The sequence below is a fragment of the Stappia sp. 28M-7 genome, assembly GCF_014252955.1.
Taxonomy (GTDB): Bacteria; Pseudomonadota; Alphaproteobacteria; order Rhizobiales; family Stappiaceae; genus Stappia.
This window is the reverse complement of record NZ_JACMIA010000001.1, coordinates 1647548-1672771: the sequence shown is the minus strand read 5'-3', so window position 1 is coordinate 1672771 and position 25224 is coordinate 1647548. Positions and strand designations below refer to the sequence as shown.

At 70.0% G+C, this 25224-nt stretch carries 28 protein-coding genes; 1 reads left to right on the top strand and 27 read right to left on the bottom strand.

The window, feature by feature from the left end; all coding sequences use genetic code 11:
• Nucleotides 1-35: 35 nt before the first annotated feature.
• From H7H34_RS07460 to H7H34_RS07365, 20 genes are all read right to left on the bottom strand, one after another.
• Entirely contained in the window at nt 36-1466 is a 1431-nt protein-coding gene (locus H7H34_RS07460; RefSeq protein ID WP_185924768.1) for a HAMP domain-containing sensor histidine kinase, read from the bottom strand.
• Nucleotides 1463-2146 carry a response regulator transcription factor gene (locus H7H34_RS07455; protein WP_120269147.1) on the bottom strand — a complete coding sequence of 228 codons (684 nt, stop codon included), beginning with the start codon at nt 2144-2146 and terminating at the stop codon, nt 1463-1465. The genes H7H34_RS07460 and H7H34_RS07455 overlap by 4 nt, the downstream gene beginning before the upstream one ends.
• A 326-nt stretch (nt 2147-2472) precedes the next feature.
• A complete protein-coding gene (locus H7H34_RS07450; RefSeq protein WP_120269146.1) occupies nt 2473-4011 on the bottom strand; it encodes a Do family serine endopeptidase in 1539 nt (512 codons plus the stop codon).
• Between the two features lie 184 nt (nt 4012-4195).
• Nucleotides 4196-5434: a bifunctional alpha/beta hydrolase/OsmC family protein gene (locus H7H34_RS07445; protein WP_185924767.1), complete on the bottom strand. Its 1239-nt coding sequence runs from the start codon at nt 5432-5434 to the stop codon at nt 4196-4198.
• 100 nt (nt 5435-5534) lie between these two features.
• On the bottom strand, nt 5535-6026 hold the full coding sequence (locus H7H34_RS07440; RefSeq protein WP_185924766.1) for a cytochrome c-type biogenesis protein: 492 nt from the start codon (nt 6024-6026) through the stop codon (nt 5535-5537).
• On the bottom strand, nt 6026-8014 hold the full coding sequence (locus H7H34_RS07435; protein ID WP_185924765.1) for a heme lyase CcmF/NrfE family subunit: 1989 nt from the start codon (nt 8012-8014) through the stop codon (nt 6026-6028). The genes H7H34_RS07440 and H7H34_RS07435 overlap by 1 nt, the downstream gene beginning before the upstream one ends.
• Before the next feature lie 62 nt (nt 8015-8076).
• Nucleotides 8077-8514: a cytochrome c maturation protein CcmE gene (gene ccmE / locus H7H34_RS07430; protein ID WP_120269142.1), complete on the bottom strand. Its 438-nt coding sequence runs from the start codon at nt 8512-8514 to the stop codon at nt 8077-8079.
• 41 nt (nt 8515-8555) lie between these two features.
• A complete protein-coding gene (gene ccmI / locus H7H34_RS07425) occupies nt 8556-9701 on the bottom strand; it encodes a c-type cytochrome biogenesis protein CcmI (protein ID WP_185924764.1) in 1146 nt (381 codons plus the stop codon).
• 121 nt (nt 9702-9822) lie between these two features.
• The gene (locus H7H34_RS07420) at nt 9823-11160 is read right to left on the bottom strand and encodes a hypothetical protein (protein WP_185924763.1); all 1338 of its coding nucleotides are present in this window, start codon (nt 11158-11160) and stop codon (nt 9823-9825) included.
• A gap of 240 nt (nt 11161-11400) precedes the next feature.
• Nucleotides 11401-11874: an RT0821/Lpp0805 family surface protein gene (locus H7H34_RS07415; protein ID WP_120269139.1), complete on the bottom strand. Its 474-nt coding sequence runs from the start codon at nt 11872-11874 to the stop codon at nt 11401-11403.
• Nucleotides 11875-12067: 193 nt separating this feature from the next.
• Nucleotides 12068-13507 (bottom strand): ATP-binding protein, encoded by a 1440-nt coding sequence (locus H7H34_RS07410; protein WP_185924762.1) that lies wholly within the window; start codon nt 13505-13507, stop codon nt 12068-12070.
• Complete coding sequence (locus H7H34_RS07405; RefSeq protein ID WP_185924761.1) at nt 13500-14165, bottom strand: response regulator transcription factor; 666 nt, start codon at nt 14163-14165, stop codon at nt 13500-13502. The genes H7H34_RS07410 and H7H34_RS07405 overlap by 8 nt, the downstream gene beginning before the upstream one ends.
• A 41-nt stretch (nt 14166-14206) precedes the next feature.
• Complete coding sequence (locus tag H7H34_RS07400; RefSeq protein ID WP_185924760.1) at nt 14207-14512, bottom strand: PepSY domain-containing protein; 306 nt, start codon at nt 14510-14512, stop codon at nt 14207-14209.
• A gap of 72 nt (nt 14513-14584) precedes the next feature.
• Nucleotides 14585-14992 carry a hypothetical protein gene (locus H7H34_RS07395; protein WP_185924759.1) on the bottom strand — a complete coding sequence of 136 codons (408 nt, stop codon included), beginning with the start codon at nt 14990-14992 and terminating at the stop codon, nt 14585-14587.
• Nucleotides 14989-15231, bottom strand: coding sequence for a hypothetical protein (locus H7H34_RS07390; RefSeq protein WP_185924758.1), 243 nt, complete (start codon nt 15229-15231; stop codon nt 14989-14991). Before H7H34_RS07390 ends, H7H34_RS07395 begins: the two co-directional genes overlap by 4 nt.
• Before the next feature lie 37 nt (nt 15232-15268).
• A complete protein-coding gene (locus tag H7H34_RS07385) occupies nt 15269-15862 on the bottom strand; it encodes a lysozyme (RefSeq protein WP_185924757.1) in 594 nt (197 codons plus the stop codon).
• A 26-nt stretch (nt 15863-15888) separates the two neighbouring features.
• A complete protein-coding gene (locus H7H34_RS07380; RefSeq protein ID WP_185924756.1) occupies nt 15889-19797 on the bottom strand; it encodes a baseplate multidomain protein megatron in 3909 nt (1302 codons plus the stop codon).
• Complete coding sequence (locus H7H34_RS07375) at nt 19797-20243, bottom strand: NlpC/P60 family protein (RefSeq protein ID WP_185924755.1); 447 nt, start codon at nt 20241-20243, stop codon at nt 19797-19799. The genes H7H34_RS07380 and H7H34_RS07375 overlap by 1 nt, the downstream gene beginning before the upstream one ends.
• A gap of 38 nt (nt 20244-20281) precedes the next feature.
• A complete protein-coding gene (locus H7H34_RS07370; RefSeq protein ID WP_185924754.1) occupies nt 20282-21160 on the bottom strand; it encodes a DUF2163 domain-containing protein in 879 nt (292 codons plus the stop codon).
• Nucleotides 21157-21813, bottom strand: coding sequence for a DUF2460 domain-containing protein (locus tag H7H34_RS07365; RefSeq protein ID WP_185924753.1), 657 nt, complete (start codon nt 21811-21813; stop codon nt 21157-21159). The genes H7H34_RS07370 and H7H34_RS07365 overlap by 4 nt, the downstream gene beginning before the upstream one ends.
• A 114-nt stretch (nt 21814-21927) precedes the next feature.
• On the opposite strand from H7H34_RS07365, the gene H7H34_RS07360 reads away from it, so the two are divergent.
• Nucleotides 21928-22167, top strand: a complete 240-nt coding sequence (locus tag H7H34_RS07360; protein ID WP_158195626.1) for an HP1242/YdcH family protein — start codon at nt 21928-21930, stop codon at nt 22165-22167.
• Nucleotides 22168-22205: 38 nt separating this feature from the next.
• On the opposite strand, the gene H7H34_RS07355 is transcribed toward H7H34_RS07360, so the two are convergent.
• From H7H34_RS07355 to H7H34_RS07325, 7 genes are read right to left on the bottom strand one after another with little or no spacing between them, the layout of a single operon-like run.
• Nucleotides 22206-22790, bottom strand: coding sequence for a phage tail tape measure protein (locus tag H7H34_RS07355; protein ID WP_158195625.1), 585 nt, complete (start codon nt 22788-22790; stop codon nt 22206-22208).
• Nucleotides 22780-23064 (bottom strand): rcc01693 family protein, encoded by a 285-nt coding sequence (locus H7H34_RS07350; protein WP_256431528.1) that lies wholly within the window; start codon nt 23062-23064, stop codon nt 22780-22782. The genes H7H34_RS07355 and H7H34_RS07350 overlap by 11 nt, the downstream gene beginning before the upstream one ends.
• Nucleotides 23061-23429, bottom strand: a complete 369-nt coding sequence (locus tag H7H34_RS07345) for a gene transfer agent family protein (RefSeq protein ID WP_185924752.1) — start codon at nt 23427-23429, stop codon at nt 23061-23063. Before H7H34_RS07345 ends, H7H34_RS07350 begins: the two co-directional genes overlap by 4 nt.
• A 2-nt stretch (nt 23430-23431) precedes the next feature.
• Nucleotides 23432-23845 carry a phage major tail protein, TP901-1 family gene (locus H7H34_RS07340; RefSeq protein ID WP_158195623.1) on the bottom strand — a complete coding sequence of 138 codons (414 nt, stop codon included), beginning with the start codon at nt 23843-23845 and terminating at the stop codon, nt 23432-23434.
• Nucleotides 23846-23869: 24 nt separating this feature from the next.
• Nucleotides 23870-24280 (bottom strand): DUF3168 domain-containing protein, encoded by a 411-nt coding sequence (locus H7H34_RS07335; protein ID WP_185924751.1) that lies wholly within the window; start codon nt 24278-24280, stop codon nt 23870-23872.
• A complete protein-coding gene (locus H7H34_RS07330) occupies nt 24277-24609 on the bottom strand; it encodes a head-tail adaptor protein (RefSeq protein WP_185924750.1) in 333 nt (110 codons plus the stop codon). The genes H7H34_RS07335 and H7H34_RS07330 overlap by 4 nt, the downstream gene beginning before the upstream one ends.
• Nucleotides 24606-25175: a head-tail connector protein gene (locus H7H34_RS07325; RefSeq protein WP_185924749.1), complete on the bottom strand. Its 570-nt coding sequence runs from the start codon at nt 25173-25175 to the stop codon at nt 24606-24608. The genes H7H34_RS07330 and H7H34_RS07325 overlap by 4 nt, the downstream gene beginning before the upstream one ends.
• Between the last annotated feature and the right edge of the window lie 49 nt (nt 25176-25224).

Below are 25224 nucleotides of genomic sequence, written 5' to 3'. Positions count from 1 at the left end.
CCTCCCGATCCGCCTCTTGCAAGAGGCTGTATGATTCAATCTCCGCCGGCCGTCGCGGCAGCGTCCGCATTGCCGGCCTCCGGCAGCCGCAACCGCGCCATCAGGCCGGGCTGCGCATCGGCAAGCTCCAGCCGTCCATGATGCAGCCGCGCCACCGCCGAAACCAGGCTGAGGCCGAGACCGGAGCCCGGCGCGCTGCGGCTGGCTTCCAGCCGCACGAACCGGTGCAGCACCCGCTCCTTGTCGGCATCGGCGATGCCCGGTCCGTGATCGCGCACGCCCAGCAGCACCTCGCCGCTCTCGGCGCGCGCTTCCAGTTCCACCCTAGCGCCCTCGCCCTCTTCCTGCCGAGCGTATTTCAGTGCGTTTTCGACAAGGTTTATCAGCGCCTGGACCAGCAGCTCGCGATTTCCCGACACCCGCAGTCCATCGGTCACGCGCAGTTCCATACCGCCGCCCTCGTCCTCGGCGACCGGGGCATAGAGTTCGGCCACCTCGCGCACCAGTTCCGAGACGTCGATCTCGTCGAAACTCGCGTCGGAAGAACCCGCCTCGACCCTTGCGATCCGCAAGAGGGCGTTGAACGTGCGGATCAGCACGTCGCAGTCCTCGATGGTGGTCTCCAGCACCTCCCGCGCCTTGCTGTCGCCGGACAGATCGCTGCGCAGCGCCTCCTCCAGCCGGTTGCGCATGCGCGTCAGCGGCGTCTTCAGGTCATGCGCAATGTTGTCGGAGACGTCCTTGAGGCCCTGCATCAGGGCCTCGATGCGGGTCAGCATCGCGTTGAGACCGATCGCCAGGCGGTCGAACTCGTCGCCGCTTCCCTCGACCGGCAATCGCTCGCTGAGATCGCCCGACATGATCCGCCGGCTCGTCGCGGTCATCGCATCGATGCGCTTGAGCACCCGGCGGCTGACGAACACCCAGGTGATGAGCCCGAGCGCGGCCAGCACGAACAGCCAGAAGCGCATGGCCTCGGCCAGGAGCGAGCGGAAATACTGCTGCTCCTGCAGGTCGCGGCCGACCAGCAGGCGAAAACCGCCGGAAAGCTGGAACACGCGGGCCAGCGCCTCGCGGCGGGGGCCACCGCCGATGGGCGTGTAGATCACGCGCTGCAGCTCGCCGCTCTCGCCGGCCAGCACCCGGTCGTCGAGCTGCTCGATATTGCCTACCAGCTGGTTCGCGGCAAAGTCGGTGACGAGATAGAGGCTGGCGCCGGGCCGGCGCGAACGTGCATCTACGGTGGCGACGAGCGCCCGGATGCCGCCGATGCGATACTGGTCGGCAAGACCCGAAATCTCCGCATCGACCGTGTCCACCACCTGCTCGCGCAGCACCGTGGCGGTGTTCTGCGACAGGTAGACCAGCACCGCGCCGGAAGCGAGCGTCAGCGCCGCCAGATAGATCAGCGCGAGCTTGATCGCTGTCGTTCGAAACAGCCGGACGGTCGCGGTCGTGTCGCTCATGCGCGGCCGGCGTCGCGGATCGTATAGCCGGCGCCGCGCACCGTATGCAGCAGGGGCCGGTCGAAGTCCTTGTCGATCTTGGCGCGCAGCCGCGAGATATGGACGTCGATCACGTTGGTCTGCGGGTCGAAATGATACTCCCACACATGCTCCAGCAGCATGGTGCGGGTCACCACCTGGCCGGCATGCTGCATCAGGTATTCCAGCAGGCGGAATTCGCGCGGCTGCAGGGGAATCTCCTGTCCCGAGCGCGTCACCGTGTGGCTGAGCCGGTCGAGCGTCAGGTCGCCGACAGTGTAGCTGGTCTCGACTTCCTGCTGGCGCGGCCGCCGGCCGAGCGCCTCCACCCGAGCCAGAAGCTCGGAAAAGGCGTAGGGCTTGGGCAGATAATCGTCGCCGCCGGCACGCAGGCCCGTTACCCGGTCGTCGACCTGGCCGAGCGCGGAGAGCACCAGCACCGGCGTGTGAAAGCCCTGCGAGCGCAGTCCGGAGATCAGCGACAGGCCGTCGCGCCGGGGCAGCATCCTGTCGACCACAAGCACGTCATACGGTGCGCTGGTCGCCAGGTCGTAGCCTTCCTCGCCATCGGCCGCATGGTCGACCACATGGCCGGCTTCGCGAAAGGCCTTGGCCAGATAGCTCGCCGCTTCCTTGTCGTCCTCGACAATCAGGATCCGCATGACCTCTTCCGTGTCTCCGGTCTCGGGTATCAGGCTGGTTCTGTTTGCTGGGTTTAGCATCGGCAAGAGCTCCCGTCGAACGCGACGAAAAAACCCCGGACCGCAGGACGGTCCGGGGCTCCGGCCCCTTGGCATGCGCCTCGTGGCGGTTGCGAACCTGCCCCACGCATGCCGGTGACCTTCCGGATGACAGACCTCCCGTCCGGGGGCTTGTCGTCGGATGGCCCCATCCGGTTCGGCTTGCAACAGGCGCTCGTTGCGGGGCGCCGTCGCAATCATCGCCCCGCGCCGGCCTTGGCCGGCGCGGGATCGGTGGATGTTGGCGATCAGCCCTTGTTCTGCTCGACCGGCACCGCGACGAAGCGCGAGGCATCGTTGCGCTCGACCCGCAGCAGAACCGACTTGCGGCCGTTCTCGCTGGCGCCCTGCACCGCATTGGCGACCTCGCCGGGGTTGTTCACGGCCTGGCCGGCCACCTCGAGGATGACATCGCCGCGCTGCAGGCCCTTCTCGGCCGCCGCACTGTCGCTCGGCACTTCCGTGATGACCACGCCGCGCTCGCCGGCGCCGACCACGCTGGCCGCAGCCAGCTCCACGCCGAGGCTGTCGACGAAGGCCGTGTCCTTGCCGGTCGGCTCGACCGCGGCCGTCACCGGTCCGTCGTCCTGCAGCCGGCCGAGAATGACCTTCACTTCCTCCTCGCGGCCATCGCGCCACACATCGAGGGTCACCTCGGTCTCCGGCGGATAGGCAGCGATCATCCGGGCAAGATCGCGCGGACCGTCGATCGTCTGGCCGTCGACGCTGAGGATCGTGTCGCCCGAGCGGATGCCGGCCTTGCGGGCGGGGCTGTCGCCCTGGGCATCGGCCACGATTGCGCCCTTGGCGTCCTTCAGGCCGACGCTTTCGGCGATGTCCTTGGACACCGGCTGGATCTGCACACCCAGCCAACCGCGGACCACCGTACCATCGTCCCTCAGGTCCTTGACGATAGCCGTCGCGGTGGAGGCGGGAATGGCGAAGGCGATGCCGACATTGCCGCCCGAGGGAGAGAAGATCGCGGCATTGACGCCGATCACCTGCCCCTTGACGTTGAAGGCCGGGCCGCCGGAATTGCCGCGGTTCACGGGCGCGTCGATCTGGATGAAGTCGTCATAGGGGCCTGCGCCGATGTCGCGGCCGCGCGCCGAGACGATGCCGGCGGTCACCGAGCCGCCGAGGCCGAACGGATTGCCCACGGCCACGACCCACTCGCCGACCTGCGGCGCCTCGGGCGCGAATTCCACATAGGTGAACTCGCGGCCCTCGCCGTCGACCTTGAGCAGGGCGAGGTCGGTGCGCTTGTCGGCGCCGATCAGCTTCGCCTCGTATTCCTGGCCATCATCCATGATGACGGTGAACTCGCTGCCGTTCGACACGACGTGCTCGTTGGTGACCAGGTAGCCATCGCCGGTGATGAAGAAGCCGGAGCCCTGGCTCATGCCATGACGGCGCGGCTGCCGCTCGCGGCGCTGGTCGCCGCCGAACTGCTCACCGCCGAACCGGCGGAAGAAGCGCTGCAGCGGGTGATCCTGCGGCAGGTCCTCGAAGCCCGGAACGCCTTGGCGGTTCGACATCATCTTCGGCGTCTCGTCGGTGCGCACACGCACGCTGACCACCGCCGGCTTCACTGCGGAGACGACGCTCGCGAAGTTCTGCGGCGCGGCGCTCTCGACCCGCACCGGATCGGCGAAGGCGAACTGGCCCGGCACCACCGTCTGCAGGCTCATCGCGCCAGCAAGGCCAAGCGCCAGCGCACCGGCAGCCAGGCTGGTGCGGCCGCGCGGCAGGCGACGAAGGGCCGAGGGGATGTACTTGTTCGACATGTCTTGCTCTCCACGTCAGGACCCGGACACCTGTCCGGATAATCAGGAAATCTCGAGCCGGCGGGCCATTCGCGGGGAAGCGGTCACCGGCTGTCCTGACTGATATGGAACACGTCGCCTTACAGCCGCCTGTCGGCGGGATTAAGCTTTCGTAATGTTGCGGGATAAGATGCCGCGTCCCCGCTCAGACCTCGCGGGTGACAATGGCCGCGCCGGCCTCCAGGGTGCGATGCACCGGGCACCGGTCGGCGATTTCCAGAAGCCGCGCGCGGGTTTCCGCGTCCAGATCGCCCTCGATGGCAATCCGCCGCTCGAACCGGTCGATGCGCCCTTCCCTCGTGCGCAGTTCTTCCGTGCAGTCCAGGCAGTCCGCCGCATGAACCTTGCCGTGGGTCACCGTGGCGGAGATGCGCTCGACCGCCAGCCCCTTGCGCTCTGCATACATGCGCAGCGTCATCACCGTGCAGGCGCCGAGCGCCGCCGACAGGAAATCATAGGGAGAGGGACCGCTGTCGAGGCCGCCGACCGCTTCCGGCTCATCCGCAATGAGGCGATGCCGTCCGCTCTCCACGCTCACCTGGAACTTGCCGTTGCCGGTCTCGCTCACCCTGACGCCGTCAGTCTCGTCCGGCTCCGGAGCCGACGCGGTCTCGGCTGCCTTGCCGATATAGCGCAGCGCCCAGGCGGCGATGACGCCGGCCGCATAGGCCGCATCCGCCGGGTCGTTCAGCAGATGGTCGGCGCTGTCCAGCGAGACGAAGCTCTTGGGGTGCTTCGCCGCCACGAAGATGCGCGTGGCGTTGTCGATGCCGACCGTGTCGTCGAGCGGCGCGTGCAGCACCAGCAACGCCTTGTGCAGGTGGGAGACCCGCTCGTGCACATTCTGCTCGGCGATGTCGTCGAGGAACTGCTTCTCGATGGTGAACCGCCGGCCGGCCAGTTCGACCTCGGCGCGCCCTTGCGAGCGGATACGCTCCAGGTCGGCGTGGAAATTGTGCAGCACGTGTTCGGCATCGGCGGGCGCTGCGATGGTCGCGACCGCCACGGCCTCGGGGATTTCATGCGCGGCCGCCAGCATAGCGGCGCCGCCGAGCGAATGGCCGATCAGCAGTTTCGGCGCCTCGTGCGCCTCGCGCAGGAACGCCGCCGCTTTCAGGAGGTCGGCCACGTTCGACGAGAAGTTGGTGGAGGAGAAGTCGCCGCCCGAACCGCCGAGCCCGGTAAAATCGAACCGCAGGACAGCGATGCCCTCGCGGGTCAGCGCCTCGGCGATACGCCGGCCGGCAGCCCCGTCCTTGGAACAGGTGAAGCAATGCGCGAACAGCGCATAGGCGCGCGCCGGTCCGTCGGGCAGGTCCAGCCGGGCGGCAAGCTCGGCGCCGTTATGGCCCTCGAAGGTCAGGCGGACAGGCTGTGCGGGCATCGGGCTCTCCGTTTTTCGGTCGTGTCTGTCGTCCCGCAGCAACGTAGGAAGCGAGCAAGGCTTGCGCCAGCGGACAGGAGAACACGAAACCGGGAGCCGATCACGCCTCCTTGTCGCGGGTCAGGATCCGGTCGAGCTCGGCCTGTTCGTCCTCGCTCAGCCGGGTCGCGCCGCTGGCGGCGACCGGTGCTGCCCCGCGCCGCCTCCGGGCACCGCGATACAGCACCACGATGCCGATGAGCAGCGCAAGCGGCGCCAGCCCCCACAGCACAATGGTCTGCACCGACAGGCGCGGCTTCAGCAGCACGAACTCGCCATAGCGCGCGACGAGGAAGTCGACGACCTGCTCGTTCGTGTCGCCGGCCACCAGCCGCTCGCGCACCAGGATGCGCAAGTCCTTGGCCAGCGGTGCGTCGCTGTCGTCGATGGACTGGTTCTGGCAGACCATGCAGCGCAGCTCGGCGGAAAGTTCGCGGGCACGGCTTTCCAGCACCGGATCTTCCAGCACCTCGTCCGGGGCGACCGCATGGGCTGCCGGCAGTGCGGCAACCAGCATCGCCAGAGCCAGGAGCAGCTGTCGCAGGAGACGCATCAATCGCCCCCCTGCCCAGCGGCCGCCATCTTGCGGCGGGCCGGCTTCGGCGCGCCGACCCGCAGCCTGCGGTCGAACAGCGACAGCACGGCGCCGAAGCTCATCACCAGGCAGCCGATCCAGATCAGGGTCACCAGCGGCTTGTGGTAGAGACGGATGTCGGCGCCGCCATCGGCATGCACCTCGCCGATGGAGACATAGACCTGCGACAGGCCGAAGGTGACGATACCCGCCTCGGTGGTCGGCATCTGCCGCGCGGTGTAGAGCCGCTTGGCCGGATCGGCCACGGCGACCTGCTGCCCTGCCCGGTAGATATCGAAATGGCCGACATCGTCGACATAGTTGGGACCGGTGCGACGGGCCAGCCCGGCGAATTTCAGCGTGTAGTCGGCGATCTCCACGCTCTCGCCCGGCCGGATGGTCAGCACCTTCTCTTGCTGGAAGGCGGAGACGGCGACGATGCCGAGCAGTGTCAGACCGATGCCGGCATGGCCGAAGGCCGTGCCCCAGGCCGATCCGGGCAGACCGGCAAGGCGGGCAAGGCCGGTCGACAGGCCGACATCGCGGAACCGGGCGCGCGACAGGATCTCGGCCGCCGCGCCGCAGATCACCCACACGGCAAGGCCGACGCCGAGCGCGGCCAGGATCTGCTGCGTGCCGTGCCACCAGGCGCTGACCAGGATCGCGACCAGGGCAAGGCCGGCGACCGCGTAGAGCCGCTGGCCGACGGCGGCAAGGTCACCGCGCTTCCAGGCCAGGAAGGGACCGAAGGGGATCGCCATCAGCAGCGGGATCATCAGCGGCCCGAAGGTCAGGTTGAAGAAGGGCGGACCGACGGAGATCTTCTCCTGCGTCAGCACTTCCAGCACCAGCGGATAGAGCGTGCCGACCAGCACGGAGGCGGTCGCCACCGTCAACAGCAGGTTGTTCAGCACCAAGGCGCCTTCCCGGCTGACCGGAGCGAACAGGCCGCCCTGCTTGAGCATCGGCGCGCGCCAGGCGTAGAGCGCCAGCGAACCGCCGATGAACAGCACAAGGATGGCGAGGATGAACATGCCGCGCGCCGGATCGGTGGCGAAGGCATGCACGCTGGTCAGCACGCCGGAGCGCACCAGGAACGTGCCCAGCAGCGACAGCGAGAAGGTCAGGATGGCGAGCAGCACCGTCCAGACCTTCAGCGCCCCACGCTTTTCCATGACGATGGCGGAGTGCAGCAGCGCCGTACCGGCGAGCCAGGGCATGAAGGAGGCGTTCTCGACCGGATCCCAGAACCAGTAGCCGCCCCAACCGAGCTCGTAATAGGCCCAATAGGAGCCCATGGCGATGCCGAGCGTCAGGAACATCCAGGCAAGCAGCGTCCACGGCCGCACCCAGCGCGCCCAGGCCGCATCGACACGGCCGAGGATCAGCGCGGCGATGGCGAAGGAGAAGACGATGGAGAAGCCGACATAGCCGACATACAGAAGCGGCGGATGAACCGCGAGGCCGACATCCTGCAGGATCGGGTTGAGGTCGGCTCCCTCCATCGGCGCCGGAGACACGCGCACGAACGGGTTCGAGGTCGACAGCATGAACAGCAGGAAGGCGGCCGTCACCCAGCCCTGCACGCCCAGCGTCGCGGCCTTGAGCTCAACGGGGATGTTGCGGCCGAAGGCAGCGACCAGCGCGCCGAACAGTACCAGGATGAGCACCCACAGGAGCAGCGAGCCCTCGTGATTGCCCCACACGCCGGTGATCTTGTAGAGGTCCGGCTTGGCCGAATGGGAATTCTCGACGACGTTCAGCACCGAGAAGTCCGAGACCATGTAGGCCTGCATCAGGGCCGCGAAGGCGATGCCGACGAGCAGGAACTGCATGCCGGCGACGGGCGGTGCCACCGCCATCAGCCGGCGGTCGCCCTTGACCGCGCCCCAGACCGGCACGACGCTCTGCAGCACCGACAGGATGAAGGCCAGGATCAGTGCGAAATGGCCGATCTCGATGATCATACCGGATCGTCTCCCTCAAATCGGCAAGCCGGATGGCCCGCGCGCGGCCGGGGTCTTCCCGGCTATTCCTCGCCCTTCCAGACGCCCTTGCCCTTGAGGGCTTCGGCGACTTCCTTGGGCATGTAGTTCTCGTCGTGCTTGGCCAGCACGTTGTCGGCGTGGAACCAGCCATCGCCCTTCATCACGCCTTCGGTGACCACGCCCTGCCCCTCGCGAAACAGGTCCGGCAGCAGGCCGACATAGACGACCTTGACGCTTTCCACCGTGTCGGTCACGGCAAAACGCACTTCGGCATTGGCGCCGCGCTCGACGCTGCCCTCCTCGACGAGACCGCCGAGGCGGATGCGCTGGCCGTCCGGCAGCTGCTTTCCGACGATGTCGCTGGGGCTCTGGAAGAAGACGATCTGGTCGTTCAGCGCCACCAGGATCAGCCCGATCGCGACGGCGAGCACGCCGCCGGCGGCTGCGATCATCGTCATGCGTCTTTGCTTGCGGGTCATCTTGCGTCGTCCGTTTCCGTAGCTCGTCTGTTCCCGGTGGCTCACGAGCCCTCGCCCAGTTCGCGGGCCAGTTGCCGGATGCCCGCGAGTGCCGCCGGATCATCCTTCAGCGCCTCGCCGGCGCGCGCTATGACCTGGCGCAAACGCTCGCGGTCGCCCAGTACGTTCAGCGCGCGCATCAGCTGCATCCATTCCTCGGCGCTGCCGCCGTCTGCGGCAAGACGCGAGTCCAGCCCGTCGACCATCGACCGGATCATCTGCTGGCGTTCGTCGTTGCTCAGGCTCCCGGCCGCCTCGATCTGTTCGCGGGAAGGACCAGCCACGGCGGGCGCCTCGACGCCGAGCTTGGCCAGTTCCATGCGCACAGCCTCGGCCCAGGCCTCGCCGCCCTCGGCATCGGCCAGCAGCGACTGCCAGGCGGCGATCGCCTCGTCCTTGCGGTTTTCCTGGGTCATCGCCAGCGCCAGGAAGAAGCGCGGCTTGACCGCCTGCGCGTCCATTGTGACGGCCCGTTCGAAGGCCGCGCGCGCATCTGCGCTGACGATACCGTTGTTGGCGACGACCAATGCCTCGCCACGGTCGGTCTCGCGCCGCACGTCGGATCCCAGCAGACGGATGGCCCTTGCATAGGCGGAGGCCGCGTCCTGCGGCCGGCCCATGCGCATGTAGACCGGCGCCAGCACGTCCCAGCCCCGACCGTCCTCGGGATTGTCGGCCAGATGCCGCTCGACGCGCGCCACCAGGTCGGGCAACGAGCGGCCTTGGGCCGGAGCCTCGATGCGGGCGGACAGCGGCTGATCGGGAATGTCGGGCGAGCCGAAGGCGATATAGGCGGCCACGGCTGCGAGCGGCACGAGAAGCAACGCGGCGACCTGCACCATGCGCAGGCGCGCGGCGCCCCCCGCCCTTCCGTCCGTGGCTGCAGGCTCCGTCCCGCCGCCGCGCTGCGCTTCCCGGTCGGCCGCGATCAGCCGGCGGGCGATTTCGGTGCGCGCGGCCTGCGCCGCTTCCTGCGAGATCAAGCCGCGGTCGAGATCGCGCTCCACCTCGGCAAGCTGCGACTTGTAGACCTCGGCGTCATGCAGGGCGGCAGCCGTCGCGACACCGCGTCCGGCGCGGGCGAGCGGTACAAGCACGGCCAGCGCCGCCAGCACGGTGAGCAGAGAGAAGGCGATCCAGAGCGTCATGAGGGGGATATAGACCGCGCCTTGCGCGTTTCCGCAAGTATTAGCGGCCTGTGACAGGCGGTCGCGCCGCCCCTTTCCCCTTCACGAAAAGGTCAGATCCGCGCCGGCCTCGGTAATTTCGTCAGGACGCGGCCTGCCGGGCTTCCTGCTTGGGCTTGGGCGTCAGCGCCGCCTTGCGGCTGCGCCGCAGCTGATCGGCATAATCCTTGCCGTAAAACGCCTCGCACAGGTCGATGGCGATGTCGACGGCCAACAGATGCGCCGGGCGATCCTCCTCGCGCGAGGCAGCGAGCGCGGCCAGCAGCGAGCGTGTCTTGATGTCGAGCGACTGGTCCAGCGCGTGGCGGGTGCGGGCGGTGATCTCGTTGACCGCCAGGTTTTCCGCTGCATCGCGCATCTTGTTGACCAGCATGATGCCACGATGCGCCTCTTCCAGCAGCACCACGTCGACCTCCGGCTCCGTGCCGGGCGCAGCTTTCGGCACCACCAGCAGCCGGCGGATGCTGCCTGTCGCCACTTCCAGTTCCCGGGCGACCAGCGCCGACATGACGCGCCGCGTCTCGGCCACCCGCTTGTGCCAGGCCGGCTTTTCCATCAGGTCGAACTGGCGGTCCAGCACCTTGACGATGCGGGTATAGGCGTCGATGGCGCCGGACAGCTTGAGATTGGTGCAGTCGCCGCAGGCGATGCCGGCATAGCGCTCGACTTCCGACAGGGCCATTTCCGCGAAGACCGAATAGCTGCTCTCGGCGATCTTGCGGATCGACATCGAGCCGGAGAGCGCCGCTGCCAGCGACAGCATCGATTCGGGGGCCTCCACCCGGCTCAGCACGATGGCGGCGATCAGCGCACGCTCCTCGTTGTGCCGGTCGGTCACGGCCTTGATGCGGGTCAGCGACGGGCTGCCCGGCTTGAAGTCCCATTCCGTCAGCCGCTGGGGAAGGCTTTCGCGCAGGGCTTCCAGCCAGGCCCCTTCCCGGAAGGCGGCGACGAGGTCCTCCACGTCGCGCAGCGCCCGCTCGCCCCCCACCAGCATGCTGATCTTCTGGTGCAAGCGGTCGTCCGCATGCGCCTCGGCCAGCGCCTTTTCCATCGGTGCCAGCACGTTGCGGCGAAGCGAGACGGCCTGCTCGATCACCTCGTCGGGCTCGGTCTCCAGGCGGCGGCTGATTTCGAGCGCCACGCTCACCCGGTCGGGCGCGATGTCGCGGGCGATCCAGGTCCAGATCTGCGGCAGGCTCGAGCGGGTGATCCGGCCGCGCTCCTTGCTCGGCAGCATCTCGGTCACCAGCATGTCCTCCACCGGTGCGAAGAACAGGCGCTGCAGCCAGTTCTCGCGCGGTTCGGCATTGAGCACGATGCCGGTCTCGGGACGCACCGCGCTCAGGCAGGCGTCGAGAATCAGGTCGAGATGAGGGTCGTCGGATCCGCGCGCACGCGCTCCTTCTAGGCCACGCAAAAGGGTCTGCACTGCGCGGGGCGACAGGGCCTGCAGATAGGATCGGATCTTTTCCGTCAAAAGGTGCCGGTTAGGCATCAGTCCGCGCTCGAACGAGTTCTGGGATCGTTGGCGGATGTTTTCAGAAAATGATTAATTGAATCTTGGCGATGGTCCATACCCGGCTTTGCGGATCGCCCGGGAAACGGCGAAAAACCCAGCGTTTGCGGGCGGTTTCAGCCGTTCTGCCCGAAACCCCGGTCAGGTGATCGGCAGCCAGCCGCCATCGCCGCTGCGGCACGCCGCACCGCGCATGGAGCGCTCGACGCCTTCCACCGTCACCACATGGGTGTAGTCGCGGCACAGGATGTTGTTCACCTGGTAGCTCGGACCGGTCACGACCCGGCCGCTGGTGCCCGAGCTGCGGTTCTGCCACTGCACGGTCTCGCCGGTGCGGTTGGTGCCCAGCGCGCCGCGCAGCGCGGTCGCCGCGGCCCTGCGGTCGGAGCTTTCCAGGCCCTGTCCGGCTTCCGAGCGCAGCAGGTCTGCAAGGACGACATCGGCTTCCGATTGCTGGACGGTCGGCGCGCTGAAAGCGCTGCCGAACAGGCTGCCGCCGACGACGACGGGCCCCGCACCGACGCTGCCGCCGGTGTTGCAGGCGCCAGCCACGGCGGCCAGGGTCACAGCAATGGCGAGTTTCAAGGCGTTCATCCGCTCTTGCCCTCGTGTCATCCCTCTGGGTCCGGTTCCCGTGCAAGGCACAGGAGTCGAAGCGGCGGCGCACAAGCACCGCCATAAGCCTAAACGTCCGGGCTGGGTTCGCCAACCGGGAGGAAGGGTCGGCCCGAATTCAAGCGCCAGACGTTACACGCATTTGTGGCCGAACTGCGTCGGTGCAAGGGGCTTCCACCGCCTTCGCGCGTCCTCAGATCGCCGGCAGCGTCAGGCGCGCCGCCAGTCCGCCGCCGCCCGGCCCGCGATCGCGCGCCAGCGCCAGGTCGCCGCCATACAGCCCCGCCAGATCGACGACGATGGACAGGCCGAGGCCCGTACCGGGAACCGTCTCGTCGAGGCGCCGGCCGCGCTTCAGCGCCTCGGCCATTTCGCTCTCGCCCAGCCCCGGCCCGTCGTCCACAATTGTGATGACGATCCGCTCGCCCCCCTCGCCTGCGCCCACCGCCGCCACGCTGACGCGCACGCGCGAGGCGGCCCACTTGCAGGCGTTGTCGATGAGGTTGCCGGTCATCTCCTCCAGGTCCTGCTCCTCGCCGCGAAAGCGCAGGCGCGTCTTCATGTCGAGGGAGATCTCGATGCCGCGGTCGCGATGGATGCGCGTCATTGCCCGGATCAGGCGCGAGAGGGCCGGTTCCACGTCGCAGGAGACGCCGATCACCCGTCGCTGCGCCGCCATGCGTGCGCGCTCGAGATAGTGATGCACCTGCGAGCGCATCACCTCCGCCTGTTCCGCCACCTTCGGGGCGAAGGGAGCGTCCTGGCCGCGCACCTCGTTGAGGATGACGCTGAGCGGCGTCTTCAGCGCATGGGCGAGATTGCCGACATGGGTACGCGCGCGCTCCACCACCTCGCGGTTGGACCGCACCAGCGCGTTGAGCTCCACCGCCACCGGCTTCAGTTCCGGCGGCAGGTTCTCGTCCACCGTCTGGGCATCGCCCCGTCGCACCGCCGCCAGCGAGGCGCTGAGCGCCACCAGCGGACGCAGGCCGACACGCACCTGCAGGAAGATCGCGCCGATGAGGCCAAGGCCCAGCACCAGCAGCGTCAGCGCCACCTGGCCCGCGAAATCGTATTCGCGTTCGCGCAGCTCCGCCGTCTCGCCGGCAACCGCAATCCGGTAGGCCGCCGCCTCGCCGAAGATGATGGTCTGCTGCAGCACGCGCAGCTCCGCCCCTTGCGGGCCGGAGATCACCGAGCGCAGGATGACGCCCGGCTGCGGCTCGTCCAGCGGCAAGCGGTCGCCGAGCAGCGACATGGACGAAAACAGCACCTCGCCGCTGTCCGCGTTCATCACCAGCCAGTACCAGCCGGAGGCCGGCAGATCGAAGCGCGGGTCGCCGAGATTGCCCGGCTCGGCCGGTTCGCTGGGAGTGCCGGCGGCCATCTCGCCGATGATCGCCTTGAGATAGACGTCTAGGCGGGCGTCGAACTCGCGCTCGCTCGCCTCCCGGTACAGTGCGACCAGCACGGTGCCGGTTACCAGCAGCGCGACCAGCGACCACAGGGACGCCACCAGGATGAGCCGTGTGGCGATGGAGCGCTGGCGTGCAGGACGGGCGACCGTTGCCGCTGCCGTCTCGCCGGCCTCCTGCCCGGCATCGTCCTCGGTGCCTTGCCCGCTCTCAGGCATCCGGCTCGCCGATCCTGTAGCCGAGACCGCGCACGGTCTCGATCAGGTCGCTGTCCAGCTTCTTGCGCAGCCGCCCGACGAACACCTCGATCGTGTTGGAATCCCGGTCGAAATCCTGGTCGTAGAGGTGCTCGATCAGCTCGGTACGCGAGACCACGCGCCCCTTGTGATGCATCAGGTAGGAGATCAGACGGAACTCGTGCGAAGTCAGCTTGATCGTCGCCCCGTCCTTGGTCACCTTGCCGGCGCGGATGTCGAGGCGGAAGGGACCGACGCTGATCTCGTTGCTGGCATGGCCCGCCGCCCGGCGCAGCAGCGCCCGCAGCCGCGCCACCACTTCCTCCATGTGGAAAGGTTTGGCGACATAGTCGTCGGCGCCCGCGTCGATGCCGGCCACCTTGTCCGACCAGCGATCGCGGGCGGTGAGGATCAGCACCGGCATGAGGCGCCCGTCGCGGCGCCAGCGCTCCAGCACCGACAGCCCGTCGAGCACCGGCAGGCCGAGATCCAGCACCACCGCGTCATAGGGTTCCGTGTCGCCGAGGAAGTGGCCTTCCTCGCCGTCGAAGGCGGTGTCGACCACATAGCCCGCTTCGCCCAGCGCCTCGGAGAGCTGGCGGTTGAGGTCCTTGTCGTCTTCAACAACGAGCAGTCTCATGGTCGGGCCTGTTCCTTACGTGTCGTGTCGCAGCGCCGTCTTCAGCGCAGCACCTGTCCCGAGCGGGCATCGATGACGCGCTCCTTCACCCGTCCCCCGTCGAGCACCGACAGGATGTAGACGAGCTGCCCGCCCTGCATGCACAGTTCGGCGCGCACGATCTCGCCGCCGGCACGGCCGGCGATGCTGCCGAGCGGGCGCGCTTCGCCTGCCTGCACGGCCTGACGGGCCTGGGACTGGCTCAGGCATTGAGCCTGCGCCAGCGCCGGAGCGAGGAGCGCAAGCACCGTCGCCAGCACCAATGCGGCGCGTCGGGACGTCTTGCGAATGTGTAGCTGCCTGACCATGCGCGATCCATACCGTGTACCGCCTGAATAGCACATGAACGCAAGGTGCAGGTACTGCACGGGAAACGCCGCTCAGCCCGCCTTCCGGCTTGCCCGCAGGTTGCGCGCGATGCCTTTCGCGCCGTCGACCAGGAACAGCGACAGCACGATGCCGCCGGCCCATTCGTCCAGCGGCGGCGGCAGCGCTGCGACATTCCAAGAAAAACCGAAGATCGAATCGACAATCACCGCCGTCCACCACAGCCCGAGCGGCAGCACGAAGACCAGCCGGCCGATCCGCCCGGCCGACAGCAGGGTTCCCTGCTCGGCGATCAGCACCTTGCGGGCCTCGGCCCGGGCCTCGATTTCGGCGCGGATCTCCTGCGCCGCCAGTTCCGCGGCAAGGTCCCCCTGCCGCTCCTTCGCCGACAGGCGCCGCTCCATCAGGGAGACCAGCGCACTCAACAGCGGGCCGGCGAGAAAGGCGAGCAGCCCGCTCATCGCCGTCCCTCCACGTCCGGCTCGTCGCACTTGCCCTCCCGGCCGCACCAGCCGGCCGGTCCGCGCGTCAGGTGGCGCAGCGCGATATTGGCGAGGTTGACCGCAACCACCAGCCACAGCGCCTCGCGCGGGCCGAGTGCGGCCGCCCAGTCGACGCCAGCGAGAAAGCCGGCCATCTCGGCGGCGACCACCGCAAGGCCGGTCGCAAGATTGAGGGCAAGGGTTCTCCAGCCGCGCATCGCGGTCTCCTTCTCGCAAGGTGTCGGATGAAAGGGATCAGCGCCGGCGCAGCAGGGCGAACAGCGCCCGCATCAGGTCCGCAAGGCGTGCCAGCAGACCGCCAGGCACCTCGGGCAACTTGCCGGGCGGCACTGCGGCCGCGACGCCGTCTCCGTAATCGCCGGTCAGCAGCAGCCGCGCCTCTTCCTGGCGCCGCCGCACCAGCCCGGCAAGCTTGCGCCCGCCGGCGGTGTTGTAGTTGGCACCAAGGATATCGGCCGCGCCTTCGACGTCGCCGGCCTTGAGCGCGGTCGCCCAGCGCCACTGCAGCGCGCGCGGGCCGAGATTGAAGGCGACCGAGCAGGCCGCGTCGTGCCGGTGCTGCGGCAGCTCGCCCAGCGCCTTCGTCACCTCGCGCCCGTATTCCTCGTCGATCAGTCGGCGCAGCAACCGGTCCGCCTCGGCGCGCGAGATCCGGTCGCCGGGGGCGAGCGCGCGGCCATGCGCCTTGCGCCAGCTTTCCGCGAAGAGGCGGCTGCCCATGGTGAAGCCGTAGCCGATGGTCAGCACGCCGACCGGATCGCGGTACGCACTCGCGACGAAGCCCTCGTGCCTGGCGACGAACGCCAGGCCCCTTTCGCTTACCTTCATGGGTCTCTTCCTTGCGTGGATGATAATCAGGGATGGAGCTCGAAGAGGCCCGCGAGCCCCGGGCCAACGCTCGCCGAGACCTGCCGCACCCTTAAGCGGAACTGCGCCTGCGGCCCGCCGAAGGCAGCCGTTTCCTGAGCTGCCGTCAGCATCGCCTCAGGGCTCGCCACGCTCGCCGACCAGCGGGCGATACCTCCTTCGTCCAGCAGTTCGGCGAGATACTCCTCGCGCTCCTCACCGAGCGGCACCTCGCCCTCGCGCCAGCCGTCGCCGCCGATGCGCGTGCGGCGGATCCAGGTGAATTGCACCTCGCCCCCGGCGAGCCGTTTCGCGCGCCCATGCACCGGCGCGAAGGGCATCAGCCCGCGCGCCATCGCTGTATGGGCAAGATCGACGCGGGCGAGACTGTCGAGTGCGTGTCCGGCCGGCAGCACCGCATAGGAAAAGCCGATGCCGATCTCGTCGAGGGTCAGCGGCAGCGGCAGCAGCGCGTCGTCGATCAGCACCACCCGGCTGCCGGCCGGCGTCGGCGCGCGCGCCGCCTCTTCCGTGCCCTGCTGGCCGCGCAGCAGCATCGACAGGCGGTAGCGGCGCGGGCCGACCAGTTCGGCGCCGGCGAATTGCAGCACCTCCAGCCCGCCGGCCCCACCCAGCACCGCCAGCGCATTTGCCCCCGACAGCACCGCCTCCTCGCTCGCCGAGGACAGGGTGCCGCCGGAAATCTCCACCACGGGCCGGCTGCCCCGGTCCCAGATCGCCACCGGCCCCGGCGGCAACTCGGTCACCAGCGTGCCGATCAGCGCCGGGCTCTCGGCCCGTGCATGGCGCACCGGCGACAGGCCGTCGCGCCAGCGATAGACGTCGACCGCTCCCGGCCAGGGCGCGCTGAACACGGCCAGACGCGGAGCCTGCGCCGCGCTGTCGCCGGGCAGCGGCGGCAGGTCGAGGATCACCGCCTCCACCCCGCCGGCCGTCGCGGTGATGCTGCGCGGACGCGCCTCGCCGCCGATGGCGCGGGCCGCGCTCGGCGGCGGGCGGCGCACCACCCTGCCGGTCAGCCGGCGTCCCTCCGCCTCCTCCACACCGTCGATGCGGATGTCGAGCGCCTCCTCGCGCCCCAGCAGCGGATCGGCCGCAAGGCGCACCACGTCGCCGGCCTCCGGTTCCAGCCGCCCCGGCGGCAGCGCCAGCTGCGCTTCCTCCCGCTCGTTCCAGCGCCGCATCAGCAGCCGGTCGGCAAGTCCCGCCGCCAGCGCCGGGTCGAGCGCCGCGCCGAGATCCAGTTCCTCCACCCGCGCGCCATGTCCCTCGATCCGGCGCGAGGACACGACGAAGCGCCGGTGCTCGCGGGTCGCATCGCGCGCAGCGAGCCGCACCTCCGCCGGCAGGTCCGCCGTCTCGCTCCGCCGCAGCGACAGCGCCGGACGGTCGGCATCGCCGGCCAGGATCCCGCCCGCGTCCAGCTCAGTGATGGCCGGCGACCAGGCCGGCAGCAGCGCCAGCGCCTCGCCCCGATCGACGGCGACCGCGCCATGCGCCTCGATCAGCGGCGCCAGAACGTCGCGCGGCGCCACGGGTCCTGCCAGCGCGATCCCATCCAGCGTCCCGGAGAGGCCTCCGAGCCGGATCAGATCGTCCGGCAGGCCGAAATCGGCGGCGATCGCCCGCACCAGCCCGGCCAGCGACAGCCCGCCCAGCCGGCCGTTCAGCCAGTGGCCGGCGCGCCAGTTGCTGCCGTCGGCCCACAGGTCCGTTGCCGTCGGGAAGGCGGGAAAGGGCCGCGCGTCCCAGGCCCACAGGTGGATGCGCGCCGGATCGACCATCGGCCCGCCATATAGCGGCGAGACCGGGTTGTCGCCGGCGCCGAGCTGCGGATGCCATCCCGACCAGCGGCCGATCACCGCCTCCAGCGCCCGGCGCTGGATCAGGTCGTCGCGCCCGCCGTCGGAAAAGCGCGGCCAGGCGGATTCGGAGGATTTCGCGTCGAAGAAGACATTCGGCTGGTTGGCGCCGCGGCTGATCGCCGGCACGCCCAGCTCCGTCAGCCAGATCGGCTTGGACTGCGGCACCCAGGCCGTCGCCCCCCCGATCTCCACGCCGCCGACCCGCTCCACATGCGGGTTCAACCACCAGCCCTTCAGGTCCTTGGCGCGGTACACCCACGGCTTGCCATGCGCCCCGTCGCTGATCGGAGAGCGGAGGCCTGCGCGCCGGTCCGCCTCGCTCGCATAGTACCAGTCGTAATCCTCGCCGCCCGCCACCGCGCCCGCCAGCGCGGCGATGTCGTAGGGGTCGACAGTGCCGTCCGGGTCGCCGTCCTCGCGCTGGTCGGCGAGCGGAAAATAGGCATCGATGCCCACCGCATCGATCTGCGGATCGGCCCACAGCGGATCGAGCGGAAAGCGCAGCTCGCCACTCCCGCGCTGGTAGCCGCCATATTCGCTCCAGTCCGCCGCATAGGTGATCGCAGCTTCGGGCAGCAGCGCGCGCACCTCGCCGGCCAGCTGGCGCAGCACCTCGACGAAGGGGAAGCTGCCGGGCGCGTCGCAAAGCCGCGTCAGGCCGCGCATTTCCGAGCCGATCAGGAAGGCATCGACCCCGCCGGCCGCCTTGGCGAGCGCGGCGTGATGCAGCACGAAGCGGCGGTAGCTCCACTCGCTGGGGCCGAGATACGACACACCGTCGCCTGACGGCGCAAACTGCCCCGCATGCGCCGTCCCGGCAAAGGCCGCGATCTCGGCGCCCGCCGCCGCCGTGCCGTCCGGCGAGCCGGCAAGGCCGGGCGCCAGCGCGCCGGTGATGCGCCCGCGCCAGGGATGCGGCGCCTGTTCGCCCCCGCCGTAAGGATCGGGGAGAGCATTGCCGGGCGGCACGTCCATCAGCAGGAAGGGGTAGAGCGCCACCTTCAGCCCGCGCGCCTTCAGGTCGCGGATCGCCCGCACCACGCTCGCATCCGACGGCGTGCCGCCATAGGCAGGCAGCCCCTCGTGCCGGCTCACCTCCTCGGCGACCGCGCCGGAGAGGCCGGCGACCCGCCATGTGGCGCCGCGCGTCTGACGGCCGCGCGTTTCCACCTTGGGGCGGATCGTGCAGTGACCGGCGCGCAGGTCGTCGCCGAACCATGCCGTCACCAGCGCCACCTGCTCCAGGTTCGGGCACAGCGCCTGCAATTCGTCGATGGAGGCGGTCCAGTTGCTCGGCGCGTGAGAGACGTGGCGGTTGGCGCGTTCGGAGACACCCGGACGCACCGTCCAGGTCACTTCCGCCGGCTCGTAGACGAATTCGCCCGCGCCGGGGATGATCGTCACCGCCCGCACCATCTCTTCCAGCGGCTCGACAGCGCGCACCACCTCGAAGGTCAGCTGCGGCAGCCGGTCGCCGAACTCCTCCAGCGGCAGCCGCTCGAACACCGCATAGGCGGTGCCGCGATAGGCGGGCGTCGCCTCCTGCAGCGCCGCGATCAGCGGGTCCGGCGGCTGGTCCGCCTCGCCCTTGTAGAGCCGCCAGGTCGCGCCGGTCAGCTCCATCGGCTTGCCGTCCGCCCAGATCGCCCCAACGTGGGAGATCGGCCCCTGGCACAGCGCCACGGCGAAGCTTGCGTGATAGCGGTAGCTGCGCACCCGCGTGCTGCTGCCGCCGCCCTTGCCGCCGGTGGTTTCCTCGCGCACCTCCTCCTCGAAGCGGGTCGCCCAGATCACCTGTCCGGCCAGCCGCACCCGGCCATAGACCAGCGGCAGCGGCGCACCTTCCGCCGAGGACTGGACGGAAAGATCCGACAGCCGCCGCCCCTCGATGGTCCGCGTCTGACCGAACAGCCGCTGGTCGAGCGCATGGCCCGCCAGCGCGCCGGCCGCCTGGCCGAGGATCGCGCCGGTACTGCCGAGAAAGGCCGCGCCCAGCGCCTGGCCGGCGGCCGCCAGAACGAGCGTTGCCATCAGCGTGCTCCCGGAAAGGCGAAGACGGCGGCGATCCGCCGCCGCCAGGCCGGCACCAGCGGACTTTCGGAGACCGACAACCCCTCATAGGCGTGGATCATCGCAGGCGCCGTGCCGGTGAGGTCCGTCGAGAGGAAGCCCGCATGCTTCACCGGCGCCCCGTCGCGCCAGCGGAACAGCAGCACGTCGCCCGGCTGCGCCTCGGCGAGGCTGAGCTCTTCCATGTGGCGGCGCGCGGCGGCGAGCAGCGTCTCGCGCACATCCGCCTCGGCCCAGTCGCGGCTGTAGGGGGGCGGCGCCTCCGGCTCCGTGCCGTGGATCGCCCGCCACACCCCGCGCACCAGGCCCAGGCAATCGCAGCCCGCGCCCCGACAGCTGCCCTGATGGCGATAGGGCGTGCCGATCCAGCGCCGCGCCTCGCAAAGGATGTCGCTTCGCAGCACCATGACGTGCCTCCCGTAGTGTCGCAGGCTTCGTGAAAGTGTCAGCGCACCAGCGCGCCGCCGTCGTTCTCCGCCGCGCCGCGGCTCGGATAGGCCAGCACCCGTTCGGAGCCCGGCATGTGCGGAAAGCCCTGGAAGTTGAGCGCGTTGGAGAATTTCTCGCGGCAGCTGGCGAAGCGCTTGTCGCAGCCGGCGGTCAGCCGCACGGGCGCGCCCTCGGCCACTTGCCGGACGAGCGGCGTCATCAGCTCGACGATGCGCAGCCCCTCCTCCACCCGATCGGAGACCACCTCGCCGACGAGCCCGCCGGCTTCCAACCGCCCTCCGGCAAACCAGTCGCGCGGCGGCCCGGCAATGCCGTCCACCTTGATGCGCCCGGCGGTCGAGCCCGCCGCCACCGTGCCCTCCAGCCGGAAACCGCCGGCAACCAGATCCAGACGGCAGCGTCCGTCGCCGAGGTCCGCATCGCACAGATGCGAGAACACCCGCCCCTGCGGGATGTCGAGCAGATGCGCCAGCCCGCGCAGCTCGGCGCGAAAGGCATTGCCCGCCCGCGTCACCTCGCCGATGACGGCGCGGCGCAGCAGCATCCGGTGCTCCGGCGCCTGCCAGTCGACCAGGAAGATCTCGACGCGCCCGCCATCCCACAATCCGGCGGCAAGATCCGCTTCGGCGATCCGGTCGGAGGCGAGGATGCCGGCCGCCTCGCTGGTGCCGGTGGCAAAATCAGGTGCCATGTCCGTGGCGCTCGCCTCGAAGCCGAGTTCGGGGCGGAACTGCGTCCCCTCGAAGGTGAGCACCCGGTCGTGGTCGGTGAAGCCCAGCACGGTGCCGTCGGCCCGTGTCAGCCGCCAGCAGGTGGCAAGCGTCGTCGCCTGTGCGCCCGCGCGCGCCGCGAGTTCCGGCGGAACCGTCCTCATGGCGCCTCTCCCCCGTCCGGCGTTATCTCCACGAGCGGGATCGTCGGCACGCGCCCGGCCTCGAAATGGGTCAGGCTCAGCTCCAGCCGGTCAGTGTCGAAGCGCACCGGCACGTCGAAGCGAAAGCCCGCCGTCACCGCCGCGCCCGGCGCTGGCGCCTCGCTGAGCGTCACCAGCCCGGTCGCCGGATCGCAGGTGAAGCCCGTCCCCTCGGCGAGCTCAGAGCCGCCGACGGCGACCCGTACGGAGCCGGCCACCGGCTTTTCGATCCGCCGCAGCGCCGCGCCCTCGCCGGCGCCGTAGCTCTTGGCGAGCGGAAACTCTACCCGCGCCCCGTCGCCCGTGCCGAGCCGGCAATCAAGCGGGCCGACCGTATTGCCGGTCGCCGCCGACAGGTTGTCGAAGGGATCGCGGAAGCGGAAGCCGATCAGCCGCCCGCGCATCCGCTCGAAGAAGCCGGCCACTTCCTGCAGGTCGGCGAGCGAGCGCACGCCGCTACCGGCATCGTAGCGCCGTCTCGACCCGGCCCAGCGCGCGTTGCGCATCTCGGCGCCGGAGGCCAGCGTCACCACGTCCGTGCGCCATTGCGGCCCGCCGCTGGCGCCGAAGGCGACGCCGAGCGGAAAGCGTTCCTCGATGAAGCCGGGCGTCATCGCTCCGCCCCCCTGTTGCGAATTTTTGAAAGAAATGCCCCGAGTTTGATCTTGCTCAAGGTTCGGCCCGCCGCGGCGGGGCAGTCTCTTCGCGTCACAGGAGGTCTACCGGACATGAGTCATGTTCCCCACGAGTTGCACGAGGAATTCCCGGACAAGGTTGCTGCCTTGCACGAGCTGAAGGTTTCCAACGGCCATTTCGCGCGGCTTGCCGACAGCTACCACGACGTCAACCGGGAGATTCACCGGGTCGAAACCGATGTGGCCCCGGCCTCTGACGAGGCCCTGGAAAACCTCAAGAAGCAGCGCCTTCACCTGAAGGACGAAATCGCGGCGATGCTCGCCGCCACCTGAAACGCCGGTGCCTGAGCCCCTCCTCTTCAGGCCCGACGTCAAAGCCCGCGCCGTCCCCGTCCGACGGCGCGGGCAACCATTGTTGCGATCTGCGCTTCCGAGCGCGCGAAGCTCTCCGCATCCCTCGCCTCCACATTGAAGACGATCTGCGGCATGGCCTGTCCGCCGCCTGCTGCGCCCGCGGCAACGCCCAGCCGGCCGCTCGCATCGCGCGACAGCGGCAGAACCGCCTCCGCGCCCGCCTCGCCCATCAGCCCCAGCGCGCCCGCGCCGCCTCCCGGCAGCGGGAAATAGCCGGGCGCGGCAACGACGCCGCCCTTGGCGAAGGGCAGAATGCCGCCGCCGGAAAACCCGGACGCCAGCCCCGAGAACAGCTGCCCGGCAAGCCCCGAGATCCCGCTTGAGATCCCCTGCTCCAACGGGGCGAGCGCCGCGCTCAAGGCCCGGTTCGACAGCGACAGCGCCGCCGACCGCAGCACCTGTTCCAGCGAGCGGCCGTCGACCAGCGCCTGGCGCAGCCCGCGCGACAGCACTCCGGCCGCATCGCGCGAGGCGCTGCGCACATCCTCCATGGCGGCGCGCAGCCGCTCCGCCTCGTCCAGTTCCAGTCCCTCAGCGCTCATCGCCGCCCTCCTGCCGTACCGTGTCGCCGCCCGCCGCCGCATCGGGGAAGCGCCGCATCAAGGCCTCCAGTCCGGCGCGCGCCAGCGGGCGCAAATCGCGCGCCCTGCCGCCACCAAGGCCGGCCAGCACCGCCGCAAGCTCGCGCGGCGTTGCCCGCCAGAAGCTGTCCGGCGGCCAGCCGAGCCGGCCCATGCACAGGCCCATCGCCTCGTTCCAGGGAAAGGGCCGCGCTTCCTCCGCGCCCGCCTGCGGCCCGGCGGACGCGGCGCTCAAGGGTCCGGCGGCGTCTCGCCCTGCGGCCCGTCCGCGCTGCCGGCAAAGGTCGCGCGCAGCAGCTCCGCCGACAGCAGCGCCAGCCCGGCGACGCCGTCCGCGTGGTCGAGCCGGGCGACCTCCTCGTCGGTGATGTCCTCGCCGGCACCGCGCAGGCCCGCCCCGAGGATGCGGATCACGTCGCGCGCCGACAGCCGCGCCTCGGCGAAGCGCTCGGCCAGCGTCGCCATGTCCTGCGCCCCATAGACCGCCTCCAGCTCCGCCAGCGCGCCCAGCGTCAGCACCAGCCGGCGGTTCCGCCCGCCGAGCCGTGCCGCCACCTCGCCGCGGTGGCGGTTCGCCGCCAGTCCCTTGTCACCTGCCATGGTCAGGCCGCCGTGAAGCTGATTTCGCCGGCCGATTCCAGCGCCAGCTCGTAGGTCACCTCGCCGTCATGGGTGCCGGCATAGTCGAGCGCGCTCACCTGGAACGGCCCGCTGATCGTGCCGAAATCCGGCACCACCACCTGCCAGAAGCGGATGGTCCCGTCGAAGAACATCGCCCGCACGGTCTCGTCCGCCGTCTTGTCGCGGAAGATGCCGCCGCCCGAGATGCTGGCCGAGCGGGTGCCGGCGCCCGACAGCAGCTCGCGCCAGCGTCCGAAACTGTCCGCGTCGGTGACGTCCACGCTGCCGGCATTGAGCGCGATGCGCCGCGCCTTCAGCCCGGCCATGGTGACGAAGCTCCCGCTTCCGGTCGCATCGCATTTCAGCAAAAGGTTCCTGCCTGCCTGTGCGGCCATCTCCGCCTCCGTTCCTGTATCGACCTATTCCGCCGGCTCGCTCACCAGCCGCAACCGCAACCGGCCGCGCCAGCTGCGCCCGTCGGCCAGCCGCTCGCTGCGCTCGTCCAGCGTCCCGGCATTGACCAGCACATGCCCGTCGAGAAATCCGCCCGCCCCGCTCAGCACCGCCTCGCGGGCCGCCGCCATCAGCGCGGCAACCTCGCCGCGCGCGTCTTTTCGCGAATGCACCAGGATCTCCGCCTCGTGCTCCTCGCCCTCCTCCGCGCTCGAAAGCAGCGGCCGCGAGACGAGGGCGCCGAGCTCGATGAAGGGGTGCGCGCTCCCACGCGGTGCCCCGTCATGCACCCGCTCGCCGCCCGTCAGCGCGGTCAGCTGCGCATCGGCGCGCAAGGCCTTCACCAGCGCCGCACGCAAGGCGACTTGCGCGCTCATCGCCCCTCCTCCTCGATGAGGCAGGCGACAAACCCGCTCCGCCGCGCCGTGTCGTCGACGGCGAGCACGCGGAAGCGCCGCGCGCCCTCGCTCAGCCGCCAGCCGCCGGCGATACCCGTGCCGGTCCGCAGCCGCGCCACATGGGTGGCGATGCCGTCGTGCCGCCCGCCCGCCTGCCGTTCGGCAAGGCTCGCCGGCGCCAGTGCCACGAAGACGAGGCCGGTATCGGTGAAGATCGTCTCGGCCTCGCCGTCCCCCGCCTCGATCCGCTCGGGCCGCTCCAGCCGCATCGCGCGGTCGAGCGGGCCCGCTCCTGCCGCCGCCCTCACAGCCGCAGCATCCGGTAGCTGCCGGCAAGGCTTGCGACCGCCGGCGGCAGCCCGAGCGCAGCCGGATCCAGTCCCGGCTCGCGATGCTCGAACCAGTGCGCGACCAGCAGCAGCACCGCCTGGCGCAGCGGCCCCGGCACCGCGCTCGTATCCGCCCCGTATCCGGCGGTGAAGTCGATCTCGATGCCGTTGAAGCCTTTGAGCCCGGCCGGTGCGCTCGTCTTGACCTTCAGCCGCGGCGGGCTGGTTGCCGCCTCCAGGCGGTAGTCGCCGGGATCCAGCGCCACCGGCAGCCCGTCTCCGTCATAGACGGTGACCGCCTCCACCAAGGCGACCGGGGCGACCGGCAGCCGCACCACCCGGCCGGGCGGCCAGGCGTCCAGATAGAGCCGCCAGCCCTGCGTGATCAGCGCCCGGCGCGTTGCCAGCTCGATCTGCCCGCGCGCGGCGGCGATCAGCCGGCCGAGCAGCGCGTCTTCCTCGCTGGTTGTCACGCGCAGCTGGGCGCGCGCCTCCTCCAGCGTCACCGGCTCCAGCGCCGGCGGCGTCGTCACGATCGCGGTCATCGCATCCCCATCCGCTGTCCGTTCCGCATCGCCGGGCGGGAAGCTGTCC

Coding starts and splice junctions, on each gene's coding strand:
- H7H34_RS07460 (WP_185924768.1), bottom strand. CDS start 1,466: ATGAGCGACACGACCGCGACCGTCCGGCTGTTTCGAACGACAGCGATC.
- H7H34_RS07455 (WP_120269147.1), bottom strand. CDS start 2,146: ATGCGGATCCTGATTGTCGAGGACGACAAGGAAGCGGCGAGCTATCTG.
- H7H34_RS07450 (WP_120269146.1), bottom strand. CDS start 4,011: ATGTCGAACAAGTACATCCCCTCGGCCCTTCGTCGCCTGCCGCGCGGC.
- H7H34_RS07445 (WP_185924767.1), bottom strand. CDS start 5,434: ATGCCCGCACAGCCTGTCCGCCTGACCTTCGAGGGCCATAACGGCGCC.
- H7H34_RS07440 (WP_185924766.1), bottom strand. CDS start 6,026: ATGCGTCTCCTGCGACAGCTGCTCCTGGCTCTGGCGATGCTGGTTGCC.
- H7H34_RS07435 (WP_185924765.1), bottom strand. CDS start 8,014: ATGATCATCGAGATCGGCCATTTCGCACTGATCCTGGCCTTCATCCTG.
- ccmE (WP_120269142.1), bottom strand. CDS start 8,514: ATGACCCGCAAGCAAAGACGCATGACGATGATCGCAGCCGCCGGCGGC.
- ccmI (WP_185924764.1), bottom strand. CDS start 9,701: ATGACGCTCTGGATCGCCTTCTCTCTGCTCACCGTGCTGGCGGCGCTG.
- H7H34_RS07415 (WP_120269139.1), bottom strand. CDS start 11,874: ATGACACGAGGGCAAGAGCGGATGAACGCCTTGAAACTCGCCATTGCT.
- H7H34_RS07410 (WP_185924762.1), bottom strand. CDS start 13,507: ATGCCTGAGAGCGGGCAAGGCACCGAGGACGATGCCGGGCAGGAGGCC.
- H7H34_RS07405 (WP_185924761.1), bottom strand. CDS start 14,165: ATGAGACTGCTCGTTGTTGAAGACGACAAGGACCTCAACCGCCAGCTC.
- H7H34_RS07400 (WP_185924760.1), bottom strand. CDS start 14,512: ATGGTCAGGCAGCTACACATTCGCAAGACGTCCCGACGCGCCGCATTG.
- H7H34_RS07395 (WP_185924759.1), bottom strand. CDS start 14,992: ATGAGCGGGCTGCTCGCCTTTCTCGCCGGCCCGCTGTTGAGTGCGCTG.
- H7H34_RS07390 (WP_185924758.1), bottom strand. CDS start 15,231: ATGCGCGGCTGGAGAACCCTTGCCCTCAATCTTGCGACCGGCCTTGCG.
- H7H34_RS07385 (WP_185924757.1), bottom strand. CDS start 15,862: ATGAAGGTAAGCGAAAGGGGCCTGGCGTTCGTCGCCAGGCACGAGGGC.
- H7H34_RS07380 (WP_185924756.1), bottom strand. CDS start 19,797: ATGGCAACGCTCGTTCTGGCGGCCGCCGGCCAGGCGCTGGGCGCGGCC.
- H7H34_RS07375 (WP_185924755.1), bottom strand. CDS start 20,243: ATGGTGCTGCGAAGCGACATCCTTTGCGAGGCGCGGCGCTGGATCGGC.
- H7H34_RS07370 (WP_185924754.1), bottom strand. CDS start 21,160: ATGAGGACGGTTCCGCCGGAACTCGCGGCGCGCGCGGGCGCACAGGCG.
- H7H34_RS07365 (WP_185924753.1), bottom strand. CDS start 21,813: ATGACGCCCGGCTTCATCGAGGAACGCTTTCCGCTCGGCGTCGCCTTC.
- H7H34_RS07360 (WP_158195626.1), top strand. CDS start 21,928: ATGAGTCATGTTCCCCACGAGTTGCACGAGGAATTCCCGGACAAGGTT.
- H7H34_RS07355 (WP_158195625.1), bottom strand. CDS start 22,790: ATGAGCGCTGAGGGACTGGAACTGGACGAGGCGGAGCGGCTGCGCGCC.
- H7H34_RS07345 (WP_185924752.1), bottom strand. CDS start 23,429: ATGGCAGGTGACAAGGGACTGGCGGCGAACCGCCACCGCGGCGAGGTG.
- H7H34_RS07340 (WP_158195623.1), bottom strand. CDS start 23,845: ATGGCCGCACAGGCAGGCAGGAACCTTTTGCTGAAATGCGATGCGACC.
- H7H34_RS07335 (WP_185924751.1), bottom strand. CDS start 24,280: ATGAGCGCGCAAGTCGCCTTGCGTGCGGCGCTGGTGAAGGCCTTGCGC.
- H7H34_RS07325 (WP_185924749.1), bottom strand. CDS start 25,175: ATGACCGCGATCGTGACGACGCCGCCGGCGCTGGAGCCGGTGACGCTG.